The following is a 20,494-nucleotide window of genomic DNA, read 5'->3' as shown; positions in this document are numbered from 1 at the left end:
TCTGTCCCTGTTTTCCACTACAGACGCAGCACCCCGGCCGGGCTTGAATACCGCCACTCCCACCTACCCCCCAGAGGACTCGACCGCGAGACCACCCGCCGCAAAGCTTAGAATCAAGGAAGACAATGATATGAAGCTGACCGACAGCCTCGAACACCGCCCCGACCCGCAGTTGTATCTGCAACTGGGCGAACTGATCGCCAGTACCGGCGCCGAGCGCTTCGCCGACCAGATGTTGCATCTGGTCAATGCCCAGGTGCCGGTCCACAGGCTCGACCTCAGTGAATGGACCCTTGACCCACGCCAGGCCAGCGTCAGCCGCATCAGGGTACTGGGCAGTGCCGGCCCTGCCCCTGAACTGCCCAACGTCAACAACCTGCGCCACCCGCTGCTGCAAAGCATCATGCAGATGAAGGACCCGCTGCTGATCGAATTCAAAGCCCCACAACACGCAGGGCAGCCTCGCCAGAGTGCCCACCAGTGCAACCTGGTGTCCTGCAGCGGTGTGCAGCGCTGGGTCATCTGCTTTCATCGCTTGCCCAGCCAGCGTGGCTTTTCGCTGGCTGAACTGTCGCAACTGAAAAGCCTGTCTGACACTTTGCTGCCGCTGGTCGAGCACCACGGCCAGTTGCTGCGCCAAGGGGGGGCACGGCATGCCGGCTCGCCGCTGGCCGATTTGCCAGCAGGCTCGTTGCGCCATTCGTTTGGCGAGCGCCTGGTGCAGGAAGCCGTGAGGCTGTCGACCCGGGAACAGGAGGTCTGCCTGGGCCTGCTGACCGGCGGCACGGTGCCGGAAATGGCGCAGCGGCTGAACGTGAAAAACAGCTCGATCGAAACTTACCTCAAGCGCGCCACCGCCAAGCTGGGGGTCAGTGGCCGCCATGGCCTGACCAAATGGATGGCCGGCGCCTGACTCTGCGAGACACACCGATGCCCCGATCTAGCCTTATCCTGTGCGCTGCGCTGTTGTGTGGCTGTTCGCTGGCCCCTGACTACCAGCGCCCAGGCGCAGCGGTGGCCGCGCACTACCCACAAGGGCCTGCCTATCAAGGCGATGTGCAGGCGCACCCGGCCGTCGATGACTGGCGCCAAGTGTTCCAGGACCCGGTATTGCGCCAATTGATCGACAACGCCTTGGCCAATAACCGCGACCTGCGCAGTGCAGCGCTTAATGTCGAGGCCTACCGTGCCCAGTACCGCATTCAGCGCGCCGAGCTGTTGCCCAAGGTCTCCGCCAATGGGCAGGGGCAGCGTCAGTACCTGCCGCGGCGCATGACCGGCACCGATCAGGGCATGATCAGCTCCACCTATGCGGCGACCTTGGGCGTGAGCGCCTACGAGCTCGACCTGTTCGGCCGCCTGCGCAGCCTCAGTGACCAAGCGCTGCTGACCTACCTGGCCAGCGACCAGGCCCGGCGCAGCACCCAGTTGAGCCTGGTGGCCAGCGTCGCCAGCGTGTACCTGACCTGGCGTGCCGACCAGGAGCTGCTGGCCCTGGCCAACGACACCCTGGTAGCGGACGAGCGCAGCCTGCGCCTGACCGTCAACCAGCGCCGCGCGGGTACTGTTTCGGCTCTGGACCAGATCCAGGCACGTACCAGCGTCGACAGCACGCGCGCGGCCGTGGCCCGTTACAAACGCCAGGTGGCCCAGGACCTCAACCAACTGACGCTACTGGTGGGTGCCCCTGTGGCTGCCGACCTCCGCGCCCTGCCCCTGGCCCATGAACAGATCGCCGGCTTGCAAGCCGGCCTGCCCTCCGACCTGCTGCAACGCCGCCCGGACATTGTCCAGGCCGAGTACCAGCTGCGCGCGGCCAATGCCGACATTGGCGCAGCACGTGCGGCGTTTTTCCCCAGTATCAGCCTGACCGCCAATGCCGGCAGCACCAGCCCCGCGCTCAGCGGGCTGTTCGATGCAGGCTCGGGTACCTGGCTGTTCCAGCCGCAGATCAACCTGCCGATCTTCACCGCCGGCAGCCTGCGAGCCAGCCTGGACTACGCCCGGCTGCAGAAGGAGATTCAGGTGGCGCAGTACCAGAAGGCGATCCAGGGCGCCTTCCAGGAAGTGGCGGACGGTTTGGCGGCGCGCGCGACCTACCAGCGGCAGTTGCAGGCCCAGCGCGACTTGGTGGCGTCGAACCAGCGCTACTACGACCTGGCCGAGCACCGTTACCGCATTGGCGTGGACAGCAGCCTGACGTTTCTCGATGCGCAGCGGTCGTTGTTCAGTGCCCAGCAGGGGCTGATCAATGACCGCTTGGCGCAGCTGGTGGCGGAGGTGAATCTGTATGCGGCGTTGGGTGGCGGCTGGCAGGAGGCTGCCGACGCTCACGCTCGCGATGGGGCGCCCGGCAGCGCGTTCGTGGGTCTAAACTGAACAGGGCCAGATCACCAGGCATGAACCGGGGGGCTTCCACACGCGGAGGTGTGAGATGAGCCAGTTCAAACGTTTGTTCGTCATGCTCGGCCCGCAGATGCGTCACACGCCCGCGCTGCAACGTGCGGCGGCCTTGGCCGAGTCTAGCGGTGCATTACTCGATATCAACGTATTCGTCGACGATGTCGACACGTTCGGCTTGATGAGCGACGGCCGGGAACGTGAACGGCTGCTCAGCGATAACCGCCAATGGCTGGCCGATGAAGCCGAGCAACTGGCCGATGCCGGCCGGGATGTGTCCACCGAATTGCTGCTGACCCGCGACCCGTTGGCCAGTGTGATCGAGCGCATCGAACGCCTGGGCTGCGACTTGCTGGTCAAGGATGTGCAGCACGAACCGGTGCTCAAGCGTTTGCTGGTAACCCCCCTGGACTGGCAGTTGCTCAAAGACAGCCCAGTCGCCGTGCACCTGGTCAGCGACATCCGCCTGCCCCTGCCCCGGCAGATCGCCGCCGCAGTAGACCTCAACAGCCATGGCGCAGGCGAGCACCTGGACGAGCAGGTGATTCACAGCGCCCATGCCCTGGCCTTGCAGTGCAACGCCGAGTTGCACCTGTTGCATGTGTGCGACGCAGCCAAAACCCATATCGCCGACTTCGGCGCCGGCACGGTCACCATGCCTGGGTTCGATGGCAGTGTGCGCACCGCGCAACGGGCGTCGTTCAACCGCCTGGGTGACCATCACCAGGTGCCATTGGAGCGCAGGCATTTCGTGGAGGGGCCGGCGATTCGTGCGATTGCCCAGTTCATCAGCCATAGCCGGGTCGATGTAATCGTCATGGGCAGCCATCGGCATGACGCCATGCAGACCTTCCTGGGCGGCACCACGGCGCATGTGCTGGAGCATCCGTTGTGCAACGTGCTGGCGATCAAGGCGGGGGCCTGAGGGTTTTCGTTACCTGCAGGTTGCGCGGCGTAGGAGCGGCCTTGCCGGGGCGGCGAGAGGTGAACTGGCACGGGCGCTCCACTTAAAAAGAATGCATTTGATAATGATTCGTAGTAATTTCGCGACGCTTTGTACCCCTTCCCCTAGCGCCCTACTCCAGGATCGTACCGTCGATGCGTCGCACGTTCGTTTCGCTTTGTGTGCTTCATGCTGTCTCCCCGCTGGCCTGGGCTGAACCCGACTCGCTCAGCGATTCCGCCCAGATTGAACTCCAGGCCTTGAACATCACCGGTACCGCCGACAGTGAACGTGCCGATGGCCCGGTCGTTGGTTACAAGGCGAGCCGTTCGGCTAGCGCCACGCGCACCGACACCGCCCTGCACGAGACCCCGCAGTCGGTCAGCGTGGTACCCAAGGACGTGCTCGAAGACACCGGCGCCACGCGGCTACAGGATGGCCTGGACTACGCCGGCGGTGTAGGCCGCGCCAACAACTTCGGTGGCCAGGGCCTGACCACCTTCACGGTACGTGGCTTTACCACGGGCGAGTTCTACCGCAATGGCTTCCCGATCAACCGCGGCTACCCCAATGCCCCCGACGCCAACACCGTCGAGCGCCTGGAAGTGATCCGCGGCCCGGCCACCAGCCTGTACGGCCGCGGCGACCCCGGTGGGACCTTCAACGTGGTCAGCAAGCAACCGCAGGCTGAACGCAAGGTCACCCTGGGCAGCCAGATCGACGACCAGGGCATGCACCGCGCCACCCTCGACGCCACCGGCGCGCTAAATGAGGAAGGCACCCTCGCCTACCGGCTGAACGTGCTCGGTGAAGGCGGCGAAAGCTTTCGCGATGATGTGCAGAGCGAGCGCTACGACGTGGCGCCCGTGCTCAGCTGGCAGGTCAACGACAGCACCCGGATCGTCTTCGAAGGCGACTTCATGCGCAACAACCACCCGCTCGACCGTGGCCTGACCCGCTATGCCACCCAGACCGGGAGCGCCTCGCGCGACACCTACATCTGGGAGAAAGGCAGCGACAATTTGCTGCACAACGACAACAACATGGCCCAGGTGCGCTTCGAGCACCTGCTCAATGACAACTGGACGCTGGCTGGCGGTTTCCAGTTTCTCGATGGCTCGCTCAAGGGCAACGCGGTTGAAGCCAATGGCGCGCCCGCTGACGGGCGCACCCTGCAGCGCAACTTCAACTACCGCAAGCTGGAATGGACCGACCGTGACTGGCAACTGAACCTCACCGGCCACTTCGATACCGGTGGTTTCAGCCACACGCTGCTGACTGGCATCGAGTACGAGAACTACGACTACAACTCGATCATCCAGCGCTCCTCGGCGGCCTATCCGATCGATATCTACAACCCAGTGCTCGGCCAGCCAAGGCCCGCGCTGACGCGTACCACAACGTGGGACAAGGAAAACCTGCAGACCTGGGCGTTCTTCATCCAGGACCAGGTGGCCCTGACCGAGCGCCTCAAGGCCTTGGCCGGCGTGCGCTTCGAACGCTTCGAGCACGACTACGACGACAAGCTGGTCAACACCCGCGACTTCAGCAAGGGCGAGAATGGCGTGACCCCGCGCTTTGGCCTGATCTACGACCTGACCGACACCGTGGCGGTTTATGCCAATACGGCGCGCTCATTCAAGCCTAACAGTGGCACGCCCGCTGGCAGCGGTGGCTTCGATCCCGAGAAGGGCAAATCCTACGAGCTGGGCGTGAAGTGGGAAGCGCTCGATCGCCAGCTGAGCATTGATGCGGCGGTGTACCACATCGTCAAGGAAAACGTGCTGGCACGCGACCCCAACGACCCCTTGGGTATTTACAGCATCGCAACGGGCGAGGTGCGCAGCCGCGGCCTGGACATCAACATCGCTGGCAATATCACCCCTGAGTGGCGTGTGATGGGTGGCTACGCCTATGTCGATGCCGAAGTGACCAAGGACACCACCGTGCCGACCGGCACCCGCCTGGCCAACATCCCGCGTAACAGCTTCAGCCTGCTGAACACCTACGAGTTCCAGGATGGCCTGGCCAAAGGCCTGGGGCTTGGGGTGGGGGTCAAGTACGTGGATGATCGCGCCGGCCAGACAGCCGCGACGACCTACACCATGGAACGCTACAGCGTGGTCGACCTGCTCAGCTTCTACAAGGTCAATGAACACGTGCGGCTGAACCTGGATGTGAAGAACGTCTTCAACAAGGGGTATGACGAAGGGGCGTTCAATAGCTACGCCTACCCAGGCGCACCGCGCACGGTGCAGGCCGGGGTTTCCTACACGTTCTGACCGCAGCGCAATTGTAGGAGCGGCCTTGCGTCGCTAAAGGGGCGCGTAGCGGCCCCGGGTTTTCGGGTGCCAGCAAGGACGTAGGGGGCCGCTGCGCAGCCCTTTCGCGACGCAAGGCCGCTCCTACAAGGCACCGGCACCGCGGTTAGAACGCCTTGCTGTAGAACAGCGAGTACGACTCGATCCCGTCGTTCGGCTGCTTGATGCCCGCATTCGAGTAGTGCATGGCACGGATGCCTACCTTCTGCGCCCCAGGCAGCTTCAGGCCAAAGCCGATGCGGTCCTCGAAGTTGACCGCAGAACCCAGCCGCTGGTTGCCCACATCCGTCTTGGAAAACGCTGCCAGGCCAATACCGGCCTCGATGTAGGGGGTGTAGGTGAAGCCGCTGAACTCGTAGGTGAACACCGGGCTGAACGACAGCGAGTGCGCGCCGCTGGCGTCGCCGCCCTCCCAATAGGTGTAAGCCGCATCCCAGTAACCGGTCACATAGCCAGTACTGCTTTCCAGCCATTTCTTGTCCCAATCGAACGACAGGCCGATTCGGTAGGTCATGTCGCCTTGGCCGGTGGCACCAACGGCACCGGAAATCTGCGCAGCCTGAGCCAGATTGGCCCCGGCGAAGGCCAGCACTGCAGCGGCCAGCGAAGCAGCGAGACGGGTTTTCATCAATGACATCTCCTGATGGTCTACACGGCAAGTGGGGGCTTGAGCCCCTCGATCTTGTGCGGTGGCCGGCGCATCCAGACCGGTCACACGAGGTAATACTTTTTCGATTATTGTCCAGATAATCAGAAAGTTGAAAGAGCTTTGCCACTATCGGCTAATGCTGATGGCCAACGCCCTGCCCCGTGGCCCGAGCGGGTTCAGTCGTATTCCCCCTCTTCATGCTCCCCTAACAGCCGCCGCTGCCTGGGCGTGGCTTCCTCCAGCACACGAGGGTTGAACTGCCAATGCAGGTACGGTGAAAACTTCTGCGCCACCATGCGCCGGCCGTAATGCACTTGCAGCATGTCGCGCTCGCGCGCCTGCGTGCAGTTGGCGCCGCCGCTGTGCCAGACATCACTGCGAAACAGCAAAGCATCCCCCGCCTTGCACAATACCGGAAGCGCTTCACGCCCTTGCCATTGCACTTCGCCGGCCTGCGGCGGGCGAGCGGCACGATGGCTGCCCGGTACGATCCAGGTCGGCCCGATGCTGTGATCGATATCGCAGAGGTACACCTGCGCAGTCAGAATCTGCATCGGCTGGGTAAAGGTCCCGCGCTCGCTGATCCAGGCCGGCAGTTGCAGGGGCAGATGGTCAAGGTGCAGCGCCATGCCGGGGTAACCGGGGTGGCTACGCCAGGCGGTCTGGCCGATTACGTGGCAGTCCTCGCCAAGCGCGGCCTCTGCCAGGTTGATCAGCGGTGGCAGATCAAGAAACGGCAACCACAGCGAGTTGCGGTTGAACACGCATTTGTAGTGTTCGAGCAGCCCCTGGTAGTCCCAGTGAATCGGCTGCAAGTCATCGATAGCGCAGCGCAGCAGCGCGATGCGCAGGGGTTCGAGCACACCGGGGATCAGCACGAAACCCTGCTCGTCCAACATCTCCAGCTGAAGCGCCAAGCTCATGGCGGTGTGCTCCATTACAGCAGGAGTACAAATGTACCCCTGCCCGCATTTTATCTGTCAACGCCAGTGCAAGTTCACCGTGGCAGGTCCTTTGCCATCCACTACCACCTGTTGCTGGACAGTCTCACCCTCGGCATTGCCGGTGACCTTGTAATGACCCGGTGGTAGCTGCACAAAGAGCAGCGGGCCGACATCGGTAACGCTGAGCACGGGCTGCCCTTGCGCACTTTGAATATCAACAGAGGCACCGCTTTGGAACTTGCCTTGCGCGCCAGTCGAGAGCTCGACGTGCAAGTCATAGCCTTTGGTCTTGCGCAGGGCATTGGCTTCATCCTGGCCGATACCGCCTTGCAGGTAACGCACGCCGTTCTGCTCTTGCGGTTGCAACTGCACGGCCTGCATGTCGATGGGCGCATTGAGGTCGGCGGCTGCCGCCAACGTCCAGGGCATCGCCAGGGTGAGCAGCAGCGCCGCGCCAAGGGCATAGTGATGATTGCGCATGGTATGACCCTCCTTCTGAGGATGGTTTACCTATTATCCGATCATTTGAAGGCACTGGCGTTTGCACTGATGCGTGGTCGTCCAGCCACGTCTACAGCCTCGCGGAGTGCTGCAGCGCGATTGTTCACGGGCTTGTTACTTGCGGTGTTTACGACAGCTATTTTCATAAACAGCCTGGATCAGAAATAACTTGCAAATCACACATTCGCTTACATCCAAACGCTCGACATGACACCAACTATCGGTACATGGTTATTTACCCTGCTTGCACAAACCAATATACGTTCAGTTTACAGCTGAGTGAGACAGTAGGGAATTTCCTACAAACATCTGGCTCAGCATCGCACCACCCAGAGAAACTACTTAGCACGTTGACCTCTATAAACAATGAACGCACGAACGCCACGGTAGGCATTTGATTAATTTTTGGAGCGCGCAGCACGCAATGGACAGGCCCGATGAAGACATACGTCGAAAACAAGCCGATATCGCGCTAAGCAGCGCACACCCGTACGCCTACTTCCAGCTACTGGGACTGATGCACCCGTTGTACGAGGATGTCTCGAACAGCGCCCCCCTGTCCCCAGAGGCCCGGCGCCGATTAAGCAGGCGAGTAGTAGCAGTTAGAAGTTATTCAACACATTATGAAAGAGTTCCTTTATGAAACGACGTCAATTTTTTATGGGTAGCGCGCTTGCATTGGCTTCAACAGCATCTCCTCTGTTCTTAAGAAAACTGGCAGATGCCTCACCACAGCAGAAGGCAGCGAGGCTACCAATAATGCCCACTTGCCCAACGGACGGCGAAGCGATCAAGCTGATCAATGCACAGATGAGTCGTATCGCCGGTGTCCATGCGTGTACCCGTCCATTCCGCCACGCGGGGCCGCGCATAGAAGCAGAGCTGCTGGGAAGCAAGCTTGTGGTACACAATTATGGGCATGGTGGTTCTGGTTGGTCACTCTCCTGGGGTTCAAGTATGCAAGCATTACGCATGGCACAGGCAGCGACGCCTGGGCTGCGTACCCTTGGTGTTATCGGGTGCGGCCCGCTTGGCCTTACTTCTGCGTTATTGGCACAACACGCGGGTCTGTCTGTACGTATATACGCAAAGGCCCTACCACCGAACGTGTCATCCATGGGAGCCACCGGATTATGGTCCCCGGATTCGCGCTTCTGCGACCTGCAACATGAGGCTGACTGGGCGGCACGCTGGAATGAGATGGCTAGAACTTCATTCGATAAGTATCAGCAAACGGCGGGTTTGCCAGGCAGACTAGTCGAATGGTTCAATGGTTATAAACTCTCCGATACACCATTCCCGGTTAAAGACCTCTACGGCTCGCCTCCACAAACAAAAGATGAAGACGAGCCTGAGTATGCTAGGTTTGCAAACGACTTCCTGCCGCCGCAGATAGATCTGCTTCCTGGCGGTCACCCGTTCCCAACCCGATACGCGCGGTGCTGGACCAGCTTGATGTTCAACATCACGCCCTATGCGAGTAAGCTGGTGGCTGATTTCTTGGCCGCTGGTGGAAAGGTTGATATCAGGGCATTCAACCATCCAAACGAGCTGCTGACATTGCCAGAATGCACCTTTATCAACGCTACCGGTTACGGTGCCAAGGCGTTGTTCAATGACGAGACCGTTATTCCTGTGCGCGGGCAAACAGTGCGTTTGATGCCGCAGCCGGAGGTCATCCACGGATTAAGAGCTGAACAGTTTCTCGTCATGCCGCGTCGTGACGGATTGATCGTGCAGAATATGGACGAAACAGGGAACTTCAACAATAGCAACGATGCGCCAGACCTTGTTGAGGCCAAGGCCATTCTTGAGCAAGCTGCAACGTTTATCGCACGCATTGGATAGTTGCATCGCATTGGGTACTGGTCAACTTGCCGCACGCTGCGTCACGTTGAACCGTGGAAGCCGAACCCGCTCGCGTTCTGCATCCCCTGAGCCAGGAGATCTATCAACGTCATGGTGATCCAGCCTGATCGCCAGCGCTTCCCCGGCAGCGTCCATCGTTGAGTCGATCAAACCCAAGGAGAGCGCCTTCGGGTCGTGACAGGCTTCGTATTTCTCGAAGCCCCACCCCCGAGGCCTCCCAAGCTTCCTGAACCCGGCGTGTGCTATACCCCCCCTTCGTTATGGCACCCGAAACATCAACTCAGGCGCCGCTCTTCAAGCAACTTCACAAACATGCTCAAACTCCGCGAAACCGCGCCCCGCCGCCACACCAGCCACGTCTTCAAATAGCGAAAATCCTCCGACATCGGCCAGGCGCTCACCGTGCTGCAACCCGGCATGTTGTCGAGCATGCTGCGCGGCATCATGGCCAGCCCCGCCCCGGCGCTCACGCAGGCCAGCATCCCGTGATAAGACTCCATCTCATGGATCTTGCCCGGCACGGCCTGGTCCTGCACAAACCAGTTCTCGAAATGATGGCGGTACGAGCAGTTGGCGCGAAACGCGTAGATGCTCTCGCCGTTGACGTCCTGGGCACGGGTTACCGGTGCATGGTTGAGGGGCGCGATGACCATCATCTCTTCCTCGAACACCGGCATGCCCTCCAGGGTTGGATGCAGCAGCGGCCCGTCGACGAACGCCGCGACCAGGCGCCCGGACAATACCCCTTCGAGCATGGTGCCGGAAGGCCCGGTCGAGAGGTCGAGGTCGACCTTGGGGTAGCGCTGGTTGTACGCCGCCAGCAAGGCCGGAATACGCACTGCCGCGGTGCTTTCCAGCGAGCCCAGGGCAAAGGTGCCCTGCGGGTCCTCGCCCGCCACGGTCAACCGCGCCTCGTGCACCAGGTCGAGAATGCGCCGGGTGTACTCGAGAAAGTTCCAACCCGCCGGCGACAGGCGCAGGCGGCTTTTCTCGCGGATGAACAGCTCTACGCCCAGGTCTTCTTCCAACTGCTTGATGCGCGTGGTCAGGTTCGAGGGCACCCGATGGATATGCTGCGCGGCAGCGCTGATGCTGCCCTGCTCGGCCACTGCCTTGAAGATTTCCAGTTGCATCAGGTCCACAGTCATTCTCCAAACGTGAATGTTTCGCTCATTATTATTCAGTTTTCATTAAAACCCTACACCACTAGTCTGGCGTCACTGATTAACAACAACGAGAGTGTCCGCCATGAGCGCGATCAGCAGCCTGACCCATGCCATCTCCCTCGACCCGCACAGCGGCGAGCAGATTGGCGCCTACCCCTTCGATACCGACGCCGCACTGGAAGCGGCGCTGCAACGTGCCAAGGTGGGCTATGGGCAATGGCGGCTGGTGTCGCTGGGTCAGCGCAGCGAGTACCTGCTTGCCCTGGCCAGCACCCTCGAAGCCAAGGCCGAAGCCTTTGCGCAGATGATCAGCCGTGAAATCGGCAAGCCGATCACGCAGGCCCGTGGCGAAGTGAGCAAGTGCGTGGGGCTGTGCCGCTGGTATGCCGAGCACGGCCCGGCCATGCTGGCAGCAGAGCCGACGCAGATCGAGAAAGCCCGTATCGAGTACCGCCCGCTGGGGCCGATCCTGGCCGTGATGCCGTGGAACTTCCCGGTCTGGCAGGTGCTGCGCGGCGCTGTGCCGGCGATCCTCGCCGGTAACACCTACGTGCTCAAGCATGCCCCGAACGTCATGGGCAGCGCTTACCTGTTGGGTGAACTGTTCAAGGATGCCGGCCTGCCGGAGGGCGTCTTCGAAGTGCTGAACGTGACGCCGGACGGTGTCACCCGCGCCATCAACGACCCACGCATTGCCGCCGTGACCCTGACCGGCAGCGTGCGCGCTGGCATGGCGATTGGTGCACAAGCCGGGGCCGCGCTGAAGAAGTGCGTGCTGGAGCTGGGCGGGTCCGACCCGTTCATCGTGCTGGCCGACGCCGACCTGGATGCCGCAGTCAAGGCGGCTGTCATCGGTCGCTACCAGAACACCGGCCAGGTCTGCGCCGCGGCCAAGCGCCTTATTGTCGAAGAGAGCATCGTTGAAGCCTTCACCCGCAAGTTCGTTGAAGCGACGCGCGCGCTGAAAGTCGGCAACCCGCTGGAAGACGACACTTACATCGGCCCGATGGCCCGCTATGACCTGCGCGACGAACTCGATGGCCAGGTCCAGGCGACCCTTGCCGAAGGCGCTACCCTGCTGCTGGGTGGCAACAAGGTCGAAGGCGTGGGCAACTTCTACGCACCGACCGTGTTTGCCAACGTCACCCCTGAGATGACCGCGTTCAAGCAGGAGCTGTTCGGGCCCGTGGCCGCGATCATCACGGCGCAGGATGCCGACCATGCGGTGGCATTGGCCAACGACAGCGAGTTCGGCCTGGCCGCGACTATCTACACGGCTGACTATGCACTGGCTGAACGCATGACCGCGGCACTGGATACCGGTGGCGTGTTCATCAACGGCTACTGCGCATCCGACCCGCGCGTCGCCTTTGGTGGCGTGAAGAAGAGTGGTTTTGGCCGTGAGCTGTCGCACTTTGGTGTACGCGAGTTCACCAACGCACAAACGGTGTGGCTGGACCGTAACTGACCGGTGCATTGGGGCCGCCTTGCGGCCCCAATCACTTCAATCCCTGACCTGGTCTTTCACCCAGTCCAGCATCCCACCTGGCACGATCAGCTCATGCCGTGCCCGCGAACAGGCGGTATACAGGCCCGCCAGCATCCGTGCACGTTCGTTGCGATTGCCCGCCACCACCGGCGTGACCATCAGCTCCGGTGACACCATCACCCGGGCGAACTCCATGTTCTTCACGTCGCTCACCCGCCCCAGAAACAGCTTGGGCGCCTTGTCCCAGCGATAACGGCTCTTGGCCTTGGCAAAATGCTCTGGCGTATAGCCCTTGCGCAGCATGTTGGCCACCGCCACGAAGGCCTTGTCATCGCCCTTGTCCTGCTCCAGCGCCTGCCAGCTGGCATAGCGGAACAACATGGGGTGGCGCGGCCGGGTGCCAAACCGGTACAGCTCGATGCAGTCCTCGACGAACAGCTCGAAATCCTTGCGTGCGCTCTTCAGCAGCACGAAGGGCACGCCTTGGTGAGTGAGGCGCTGGAACCAGCCAAACAGCCCCCATTCATCATCGACGATCAACGCCGTGGGCTGTTCCGGCACCGTGACGGTGTCGAAGAAGCTGACCCGGGTGTAGTGTTCGGCACTGCCACTGAACGCGGCCTGTATCTTGGCCGGGTGCGCCTGGATCAACGGGTTGAGCACGTTGTCCATCGCCGGCCCGGCGCGCAGCGAATGGTCGATGTAGCGCTGACGGATAAAGCCGCCATGGTGCGGGCTCAGGCCGTTGAGGTTCTGCAGTTCGTCGCCCAGGGTGATGACCGATTGCGGGCTGCGGTCCAGCACCGCGAGCATCGGCGCCGAAAGCTCGTGGGCCTCGTCGACGATGATGTGGGTGTACCGGCTGTCGATCACGTCCTGCGTCAACGACAGCAGTTTGACCCGGTGGTAATCACGCACCGGCAGCTGAATTTCTCGGGTTGATGGGCGGATCAGCTCCTGCCAGTACAAGCGCGCCTTCTCCAGCAGCACTTCCTGGTCCAGCGGCGAGGTGCCGGGCCCAGCCCAGGGCAAATGGTGCAACTGCAACTGGGCATCACCGGTTCGGCAAAAACTGCGCACGGCCTTGATACACAAGGCCACGACATCGCGGGCGTCAAGCGGGCCGATATCGGGGATATTCAGCCACTTCACCACCTGCGCTTCCTGCGGGCGCCAGGACAGCTTGGTGCGATACGGGTCGCGCAGGCGCCAACCATTACTGGTGAGGTCACGGTTGAGGAGTTCGTCTGCCAACTGCCCGAAGGTCAGCGCGGTGTAGGCCTGGGCATCCTTGACGCGTGCCTGCAATGCGCGCAGTTGGCCCTCGGTCAAGGCCAGCAGCAGCGTGCGCTGGGGGTCGAGCAAGCGGGCGAACTGGTGGATCAGGAAGGTCTTGCCGGTGCCGGCGAAACCTTGCACCGCAACAGACTCGTCGACGCCGGAGAGAAACTCTCGCAGCAGGCGGTTTTGTTGATCACTCAACAAAAGGTCACTGGCCAATGAGGGCAGGTAGACCGGGTGCAGCGGCGTGACCTGCTGCCGGTAGCTGTCGGCAAAGCGGAAATTCCACTGGCCTTCGGCATCGAGCAAGGCGTCGCTGTCGTACTCGACCTCGCTGGCCAGCAGGCCGATGCCATTCTCTCCCAACATGCCCAACCCCATGGCGAACGCCTCGCGGTCGAAGTGCTGCGCCACCTGGCCCTGAAAGCGGCCCGGTGCGGCGGTTTCGACTTCGCTGGCGATGCGCACGATTTCGGCAAAGCGCCGTTCCTGCGCGTCTGCCGTCGCGGTGGCCGGCTGGCGCGGCAGGTTCTGCACGAACAGCACTGCAGCCGCCTGCACAACACTGGCGGTTGAGAAAAAGTCGCTGGCAGCAGGCTCGCTGGCGAGACGGTCGGCTAGGTCACTGGGCAAAGGCAGGTAGAACATCGGGACCTCGGGTCGGAACAGCCCGGCACGATAGCAACTTTCCGAGGGGTGTGCTGGGTTCAGTGTTGCCCTCAGCCCCTGCCCCGCTTCAGCGTTTCACTCGGCAACTCGCGGAACAACTGCCGGTAGCTTTCGGAAAACCGCCCCAGGTGCCAGAACGACCAGCGCATCGCCACCTCGGCCACCGTGACATCGGCTTGGCGCAGCAGGTCTCGGCGCGCGCCGTTGAGCCGGCGCAAGCGCAGCCAGTGCGCCGGCGGCATACCGGTGAACGCCTTGAACGCCTGTTGCAACTGGCGCAGGGAAACACCGGCCACGTCGGCCAGCGCCATCAAATTGAGCGTTTCTTCGGGGCAGTCCGCCGCCCATTCACTGACCCGGCGCATGATCTCGCGCGCTTCACTTCGCCTGCCCAGCGCACCACCGTCCAGGCGCTGGCAGGCACTGTCGAGAATGAACAGGCAGTCTTCCAGCAGTTGCTCGGCCAGCGCCTGCCCCTGCAGCGGGCAATCGGCATGGCCCAGGCGGGTCAGGGTGGCGCTCAGCCAACTGCCGAACAACGCGTTCTGGCCACTGCCCAACGGCACCATGAACAGCCCGTCCAGGCGCTGGGTATCGAGACCATGACGGGCCAGGAACGCCTGGTCGAACACCACCGCCACCTCTTCGTAGTTTTCCGGGGTGATCCAGATATTGCGGCTCTGCTCGTTGAGCAGGTAAAGGCTGTTCTCCGTGCGGTCGAAGCAGAACGCCAGCGAACCGCTCGGGGGGCGGAAGAATTGCTCGACACGGGTGTTGAGACGCTCTTCATACACCTCCACGCCGTCCAGACCCAGGCAGCGCAGTTCGCCGCTGAAGTGCCCCGGCGACATTTGCCGGTACTGCTGTTGCCAGCCTGGGGTGGCACGCACCTGCTCGGTGACATCGGTGGTGTGGAAAGCCTGGACCTGCAAGGCATTGGGCGTTGTCACGCATCGTCCTGTTGCACTCTTTTGGTGCATTGATTGCCGGAGAAAGTGGATAGATTGCCCTGGGGGCTGCGACCAAGATAGCCCCCAGCGCGTCACCTGGGAAGCCACCGGCTCCCGCCGCGCACACAAAAACCCAACCAAGAGGTCTGTATGAACGCCCCCTTCGATCAGCTGTCCACCTGGCTGAAAGAACACCGGATCACCGAAGTCGAATGCGTGATCAGCGACCTGACCGGCATCGCCCGCGGCAAGATCGCGCCGACCGCCAAGTTTCTGCATGAGCGCGGCATGCGCCTGCCCGAAAGCGTGCTGCTGCAGACGGTCACCGGCGACTACGTTGACGACGACATCTACTACAGCCTGCTCGATGCCGCCGACATCGACATGATCTGCCGCCCTGACCCGGCTGCGGTGTACCAGATCCCCTGGGCGATCGAGCCGACCGCGATCGTCATTCACGACACCTTCGACAAGCAAGGCAACCCCATCGAGCTGTCACCGCGCAACGTGTTGAAGAAGGTGCTCAAGCTTTACGCCGACCAAGGCTGGCAGCCGATCGTCGCGCCGGAGATGGAGTTCTACCTGACCAAGCGCTGCGAAGACCCGGACCTGCCACTGCAGGTACCGTTGGGCCGCTCCGGGCGCGCTGAAAGCGGTCGCCAGTCGTTCTCGATCGACGCCGCCAACGAATTCGACCCGCTGTTCGAAGACGTTTATGACTGGTGCGAACTGCAGGGCCTGGACCTGGACACGCTGATCCACGAAGACGGCCCGGCGCAGATGGAGATCAACTTCCGCCACGGTGATGCCCTGGACCTGGCCGACCAGATCACCGTGTTCAAGCGCACCATGCGCGAGGCGGCGCTCAAGCACAACGTTGCGGCTACCTTCATGGCCAAGCCGATTACCGATGAACCTGGCAGCGCCATGCACCTGCACCAGAGCGTGGTCGACATCGCCACCGGCAAGCCGGTGTTCGCCAATGAAGACGGCAGCATGAGCGAGCTGTTCCTGCACCATATCGGCGGTTTGCAGAAGTACATCCCCAAGCTGCTGCCGATGTTCGCGCCAAACGTCAACTCGTTCCGCCGCTTCCTGCCGGACACCTCGGCACCGGTCAACGTCGAGTGGGGCGAAGAGAACCGCACGGCCGGGCTGCGGGTGCCAACCTCAAGCCCCGAGGCGATGCGCGTCGAGAACCGCCTGCCGGGCGCCGATGCCAACCCGTACCTGGCCATCGCCGCGAGCCTGCTTTGCGGCTACCTGGGCATGATCGAGAAGATCAACCCGAGCGCGCCGGTGCAGGGCCGGGCTTATGAGCGACGCAACCTGCGCCTGCCAATCACTATCGAAGATGCCCTGCAGCACATGGAAGACTGCGACACCGTGCAGCAATACCTGGGCAAGCAATTCGTCCAGGGCTATGTCGCGGTCAAGCGTGCCGAGCACGAGAACTACAAACGGGTGATCAGCTCCTGGGAGCGTGAATTCCTGATGCTCAGCGTTTGATTTGCCCGGGGCGCGCGGCGCCCCACCTCCATCGAAACCAAGAACAAGACCAACGAGGTGTCGACATGCGTCATCTGCAATCCCTGGTTCCAGCTGCATTCACTTTGCTGTTCGGCGCTGCCGCCCAAGCTGCACCGACCGTCAGCGTGTACAACTGGACCGACTACATCGGTGACACCACACTGGCCGACTTCCAGGCCAGCAGTGGGGTCAAGGTGGTCTATGACGTGTTCGACTCCAATGAAACCCTGGAGGGCAAACTGTTGGCCGGTCGCACCGGCTACGACGTGGTCGTGCCTTCCAACCACTTCCTCGCTCGCCAGGCCCAGGCCGGGGCCTTTTTACCGCTGGACCGCAGCAAGCTGCCCAACTGGAAGCACCTTGACCCAAAGCTGCTCAAGCAGCTTGAGCAGAACGACCCCGGCAACCAGTACGCAGCGCCCTACCTGTGGGGCACCAACGGCATCGGCTACAACGTCGACAAGGTCAAGGCCGCACTGGGCATCGACCACATCGACTCCTGGGCGGTGCTGTTCGAGCCCGAGAACCTGAAAAAACTCAAGCAGTGTGGCGTGGCCTTCATGGACTCGCCCGACGAGTTGTTCCCGGCGATCCTCAACTACCTGGGCATGGACCCACGTAGCGAAAACCCTGCGGACTACACCAAGGCAGAAGCCCGCCTGCTCCAATTGCGCCCTTACATCACCTACTTCCACTCCTCAAAATATGTCTCGGACCTGGCCAACGGCGATGTCTGCGTAGCCTTCGGTTACTCCGGCGACGTGTTCCAGGCCGCCAACCGCGCGGTGGAGGCGAACAACGGCGTCAAGGTTGCCTACAGCATTCCCAAGGAAGGCAGCAACCTGTGGTTCGACCTGCTGGCCATCCCCAAGGACGCCGCCAACCCGGACCAGGCCCTGGCGTTCATCAACTACCTGCTCGAGCCGCAGGTGATCGCCAAGGTCAGCACCACGGTCGGCTATGCCAATGCCAACCCCGACGCCCAGGCCTACATGGACAAAGCCCTGGTGCAAAACCCCGAGGTCTATCCGCCCCAGCACGTGCTGGACAAGCTGTACATCTCCAGCACGCCCAGCCCCAAGATCATGCGCGTGATGACCCGCTCCTGGAGCAAGATCAAGTCCAACCGCTGAGCCGAGAACACCCATGCCTTTCGATACCCTGCACACCGCTTCGTATTATGCCGCCACGGCACGCCACACGGCGCCCTACCCCAGCCTGGACGGCGAACTGACGGCCGATGTCTGCGTGGTCGGCGGCGGCCTCACTGGGGTCAATACCGCGCTCGAACTTGCCGAACGGGGGCTGTCGGTGATCTTGCTCGAAGCCCGGCGCATCGGTTGGGGCGCCAGCGGGCGTAACGGTGGCCAACTGATCCGCGGCATCGGCCATGACGTCAGTGGTTTTGCCCGTTATGTCGGCCAGGATGGCGTGCGTTACCTGCAACAGGCTGGCATCGATTCGGTGGCCTTGGTGGCCGGGCGCATCGCGCAATACGGTATTGCCTGTGACCTGCGCTGGGGCTTCTGCGAACTGGCCAACACTCCCGCCCAGTTTGCCGCCTTCAAGGCCGAACAGGACGACCTCGCCGCGCTGGGTTATCGGCACGAAACACGCCTGGTCAGCCCCGAGCACATGCACCAGGTCGTCGCCAGCGACCAGTACGCCGGTGGCCTGGTGGACATGGGTTCGGGCCATCTGCACCCACTGGACCTGGTGCAGGGCGAGGCGCGCGCGGCCGCGGGCCTTGGCGTGCGCATCTTCGAGCAGAGCCCGGTACTGCGCATCGAGCATGGCCCCACCGTGACCCTGCACACCGCCCACGGCAAAGTCAGGGCACACAGCCTGGTGCTGGGCTGCAACGCGCACCTCGATGAACTGGAGCCGCGCCTGAGTGGCAAGGTGCTGCCAGCCGGCAGCTATGTGGTGGCCACCCAGCCGTTGCCAGAGGAGCTCGCCAGTAGCCTGATCCCGCAGAACATGGCGCTGTGCGACCAGAAGGTCGGCCTGGACTACTACCGCCTCACCGCTGACCGCCGTCTGTTGTTCGGGGGTGCCTGCCATTATTCCGGGCGCGACCCCAAGGACATTGCCGCCTACATGCGGCCGAAGGTAATCAAGGTGTTCCCGCAGCTGGCCGAGGTACGCATCGATTACCAATGGGGCGGCATGATCGGCATTACGGCCAACCGCTTCCCCCAGGTCGGGCGGCTGAGCCAGCACCCGAACGTCTACTACGCCCAGGGCTATTCGGGGCATGGGTTGAACGTGACGCACTGGACGGCCAAACTGCTCGCCGAAGGCATTGCCGTGGGCCAAAGCCAAGGGCTGGATGTATTCAGTGCGGTACCGCACCTGACCTTCCCGGGCGGCAAGGCGCTGCGTTCACCGCTGCTGGCGTTGGGGATGTTGTGGTATCGGTTGCGCGAGGTGCTGGGGTAGGCGCTGCCTCTGCGCCCTCATCATGCAAGCCTGTGTGATGAGGGCACACCAATGTAGAACCTGAAGAATATTCGCTAACTTACTGATTTATAGGGCAAGCAAGGCAAGACCATTTAGTACAAAGCACTTAAAGAATCGCTTGTAACCCTTTGCATTGTATGATGTTTAGCAATTTAAGCGCCGGCCCTGCAGGGCGCGTCTCCCCCTGCTCCCATTTTCGAACTGTCGAAGCACTCGTGTGTAGATGCATGGCGAACACCGGCTGGCTGAAGTTGAGTGCCTCACGCAAATGGCGGATGTCCAGCGCACTGAATTCCCGCACGGGCGCGGGGCAGATCGCTTCGAAATCTCGTAGGGTCACCTTGCCGATAGCACCCGCCTCATGCAGTACGGCAAGGTCATCACGCAACGACTCAATCAGTTTGCTGCTCACAACAGACCTCCTACCGTAGCGTAGGAAGTTTCTGTGTTATGCGCCGAGTTGCCGGGATTCATGCCAGTTGAACGGCGGCCAAGCCCTGGCACAGCATACCGCCACCGCCTTTCGAGATTGCCCCTGACCACTGGCCAACTCGCCCGCACCTGCTAGCGTTGTTCTGGCCGACCCCTCATGGATGCATCACGATCATGAAATCACTGCCTCGCATCACCCTGTTATGCGCAGCTTTGCTTGCCGTCGCGGCCTGCTCCAGCAACCGCGTGGACCCCAGCGACTACTCCGGCTTCCTGAAGGACTACAGCCGCCTGCAACCCGCTGAAAGCCCTTCTGGCGCACCGGTGATGCGCTGGATGGACCCCAAGGTCAACGTCAATCAGTACAGCCAGGTGTTCATCGAGCCCAGTCAGTTCTACCCCAAACCGCAACCGACAGCGGTCATCTCGGCGCAGACGCTGCAGGAGATCACCCGTTACTTCAACGAAGCGATGCGCCGTGAACTGGGCAGTGTACTGACCCTGGCCAAGGCCCCCGGCCCGGGCACCATCGTCGTACGCCCGGCGATTACTGCGGTCTCCACCAGCAACGAGGGCTTAAAGGCCTACGAAGTGATCCCGATTGCGCTGATCTCGGCAGGCGTGAATACCGCCATGGGCGGCCGTGACCAAGACGTAGATGTCGGTGTCGAGGCAGCCTTCCTCGACGGCGCCAGCCAGAAGGTGCTCGCTCAGGTGGTGCGCAAGGGCGCAGGCAAGGAGCTAGAGAACGACACCCAGAAGCTGACCCTGGATGACGTCAAGCCCGTGCTGGATGGCTGGGCCAAGGACATGCGCGCAAGCTTTGTAGCGCTGAAACAGAAAAGCCGCTAACCAGACCCGGGGCCGCAAAGCGGCCCCGGGCAGGG

The 20,494-nt window shown here is 62.1% G+C and carries 17 protein-coding genes; 10 read left to right on the top strand and 7 right to left on the bottom strand.

The features are described 5' to 3' along the window. The first annotated feature begins 130 nt into the window (after positions 1–130). From LJX93_RS12630 to LJX93_RS12615, 4 genes are all read left to right on the top strand, one after another. On the top strand, positions 131–913 hold the full coding sequence (locus tag LJX93_RS12630; protein ID WP_186664619.1) for a helix-turn-helix transcriptional regulator: 783 nt from the start codon (positions 131–133) through the stop codon (positions 911–913). A 17-nt stretch (positions 914–930) separates the two neighbouring features. After that, the gene (locus tag LJX93_RS12625) at positions 931–2,379 is read left to right on the top strand and encodes an efflux transporter outer membrane subunit (RefSeq protein WP_227697254.1); all 1,449 of its coding nucleotides are present in this window, start codon (positions 931–933) and stop codon (positions 2,377–2,379) included. 55 nt (positions 2,380–2,434) lie between these two features. Further along, complete coding sequence (locus LJX93_RS12620; protein ID WP_227697253.1) at positions 2,435–3,325, top strand: universal stress protein; 891 nt, start codon at positions 2,435–2,437, stop codon at positions 3,323–3,325. A 173-nt stretch (positions 3,326–3,498) separates the two neighbouring features. Then, positions 3,499–5,625: a TonB-dependent siderophore receptor gene (locus tag LJX93_RS12615; protein ID WP_227697252.1), complete on the top strand. Its 2,127-nt coding sequence runs from the start codon at positions 3,499–3,501 to the stop codon at positions 5,623–5,625. A 145-nt stretch (positions 5,626–5,770) separates the two neighbouring features. Here the strand turns inward: LJX93_RS12615 and LJX93_RS12610 are convergent, their stop codons facing one another. From LJX93_RS12610 to LJX93_RS12600, 3 genes are all read right to left on the bottom strand, one after another. Next, the gene (locus LJX93_RS12610) at positions 5,771–6,292 is read right to left on the bottom strand and encodes an acyloxyacyl hydrolase (RefSeq protein WP_033697688.1); all 522 of its coding nucleotides are present in this window, start codon (positions 6,290–6,292) and stop codon (positions 5,771–5,773) included. A gap of 197 nt (positions 6,293–6,489) precedes the next feature. Further along, a complete protein-coding gene (locus LJX93_RS12605; RefSeq protein WP_033697686.1) occupies positions 6,490–7,236 on the bottom strand; it encodes a phytanoyl-CoA dioxygenase family protein in 747 nt (248 codons plus the stop codon). A gap of 57 nt (positions 7,237–7,293) precedes the next feature. After that, on the bottom strand, positions 7,294–7,737 hold the full coding sequence (locus tag LJX93_RS12600; protein ID WP_033697685.1) for a hypothetical protein: 444 nt from the start codon (positions 7,735–7,737) through the stop codon (positions 7,294–7,296). 660 nt (positions 7,738–8,397) lie between these two features. Between LJX93_RS12600 and LJX93_RS12595 the strand changes: the two genes are divergently transcribed. Continuing rightward, positions 8,398–9,606: an FAD-dependent oxidoreductase gene (locus LJX93_RS12595; protein WP_033697683.1), complete on the top strand. Its 1,209-nt coding sequence runs from the start codon at positions 8,398–8,400 to the stop codon at positions 9,604–9,606. A gap of 296 nt (positions 9,607–9,902) precedes the next feature. On the opposite strand, the gene ptrR is transcribed toward LJX93_RS12595, so the two are convergent. After that, complete coding sequence (gene ptrR, locus LJX93_RS12590; protein ID WP_227697251.1) at positions 9,903–10,769, bottom strand: putrescine utilization regulator PtrR; 867 nt, start codon at positions 10,767–10,769, stop codon at positions 9,903–9,905. A gap of 106 nt (positions 10,770–10,875) precedes the next feature. Here ptrR and LJX93_RS12585 point away from each other — a divergent pair, with 106 nt between their 5' ends. Then, positions 10,876–12,261 carry an aldehyde dehydrogenase family protein gene (locus LJX93_RS12585; protein WP_156310293.1) on the top strand — a complete coding sequence of 462 codons (1,386 nt, stop codon included), beginning with the start codon at positions 10,876–10,878 and terminating at the stop codon, positions 12,259–12,261. 36 nt (positions 12,262–12,297) lie between these two features. Here the strand turns inward: LJX93_RS12585 and LJX93_RS12580 are convergent, their stop codons facing one another. Together LJX93_RS12580 and LJX93_RS12575 are read right to left on the bottom strand one after the other, a co-directional pair. After that, the gene (locus LJX93_RS12580) at positions 12,298–14,211 is read right to left on the bottom strand and encodes an AAA family ATPase (RefSeq protein ID WP_033697679.1); all 1,914 of its coding nucleotides are present in this window, start codon (positions 14,209–14,211) and stop codon (positions 12,298–12,300) included. A gap of 71 nt (positions 14,212–14,282) precedes the next feature. Beyond that, on the bottom strand, positions 14,283–15,182 hold the full coding sequence (locus LJX93_RS12575; RefSeq protein WP_033697677.1) for a helix-turn-helix domain-containing protein: 900 nt from the start codon (positions 15,180–15,182) through the stop codon (positions 14,283–14,285). 150 nt (positions 15,183–15,332) lie between these two features. Here LJX93_RS12575 and LJX93_RS12570 point away from each other — a divergent pair, with 150 nt between their 5' ends. From LJX93_RS12570 to LJX93_RS12560, 3 genes are all read left to right on the top strand, one after another. Next, the gene (locus LJX93_RS12570) at positions 15,333–16,691 is read left to right on the top strand and encodes a glutamine synthetase family protein (protein WP_227697250.1); all 1,359 of its coding nucleotides are present in this window, start codon (positions 15,333–15,335) and stop codon (positions 16,689–16,691) included. A 65-nt stretch (positions 16,692–16,756) separates the two neighbouring features. After that, the gene (locus LJX93_RS12565; protein WP_047583321.1) at positions 16,757–17,845 is read left to right on the top strand and encodes a polyamine ABC transporter substrate-binding protein; all 1,089 of its coding nucleotides are present in this window, start codon (positions 16,757–16,759) and stop codon (positions 17,843–17,845) included. A gap of 13 nt (positions 17,846–17,858) precedes the next feature. After that, on the top strand, positions 17,859–19,154 hold the full coding sequence (locus LJX93_RS12560) for an NAD(P)/FAD-dependent oxidoreductase (protein WP_227697249.1): 1,296 nt from the start codon (positions 17,859–17,861) through the stop codon (positions 19,152–19,154). Positions 19,155–19,281: 127 nt separating this feature from the next. Here LJX93_RS12560 and LJX93_RS12555 read toward each other — a convergent pair whose 3' ends face one another. Continuing rightward, complete coding sequence (locus LJX93_RS12555; RefSeq protein ID WP_227697248.1) at positions 19,282–19,587, bottom strand: helix-turn-helix domain-containing protein; 306 nt, start codon at positions 19,585–19,587, stop codon at positions 19,282–19,284. 194 nt (positions 19,588–19,781) lie between these two features. Here LJX93_RS12555 and LJX93_RS12550 point away from each other — a divergent pair, with 194 nt between their 5' ends. After that, entirely contained in the window at positions 19,782–20,459 is a 678-nt protein-coding gene (locus LJX93_RS12550) for a DUF3313 domain-containing protein (RefSeq protein ID WP_033697669.1), read from the top strand. Positions 20,460–20,494 lie beyond the last annotated feature (35 nt).

The sequence above is a fragment of the Pseudomonas sp. HN2-3 genome (genome assembly GCF_020691745.1).
GTDB classification, from domain to species: domain Bacteria; phylum Pseudomonadota; class Gammaproteobacteria; order Pseudomonadales; family Pseudomonadaceae; genus Aquipseudomonas; species Aquipseudomonas capeferrum.
This window is presented reverse-complemented; position numbering and strand designations above follow the sequence as displayed.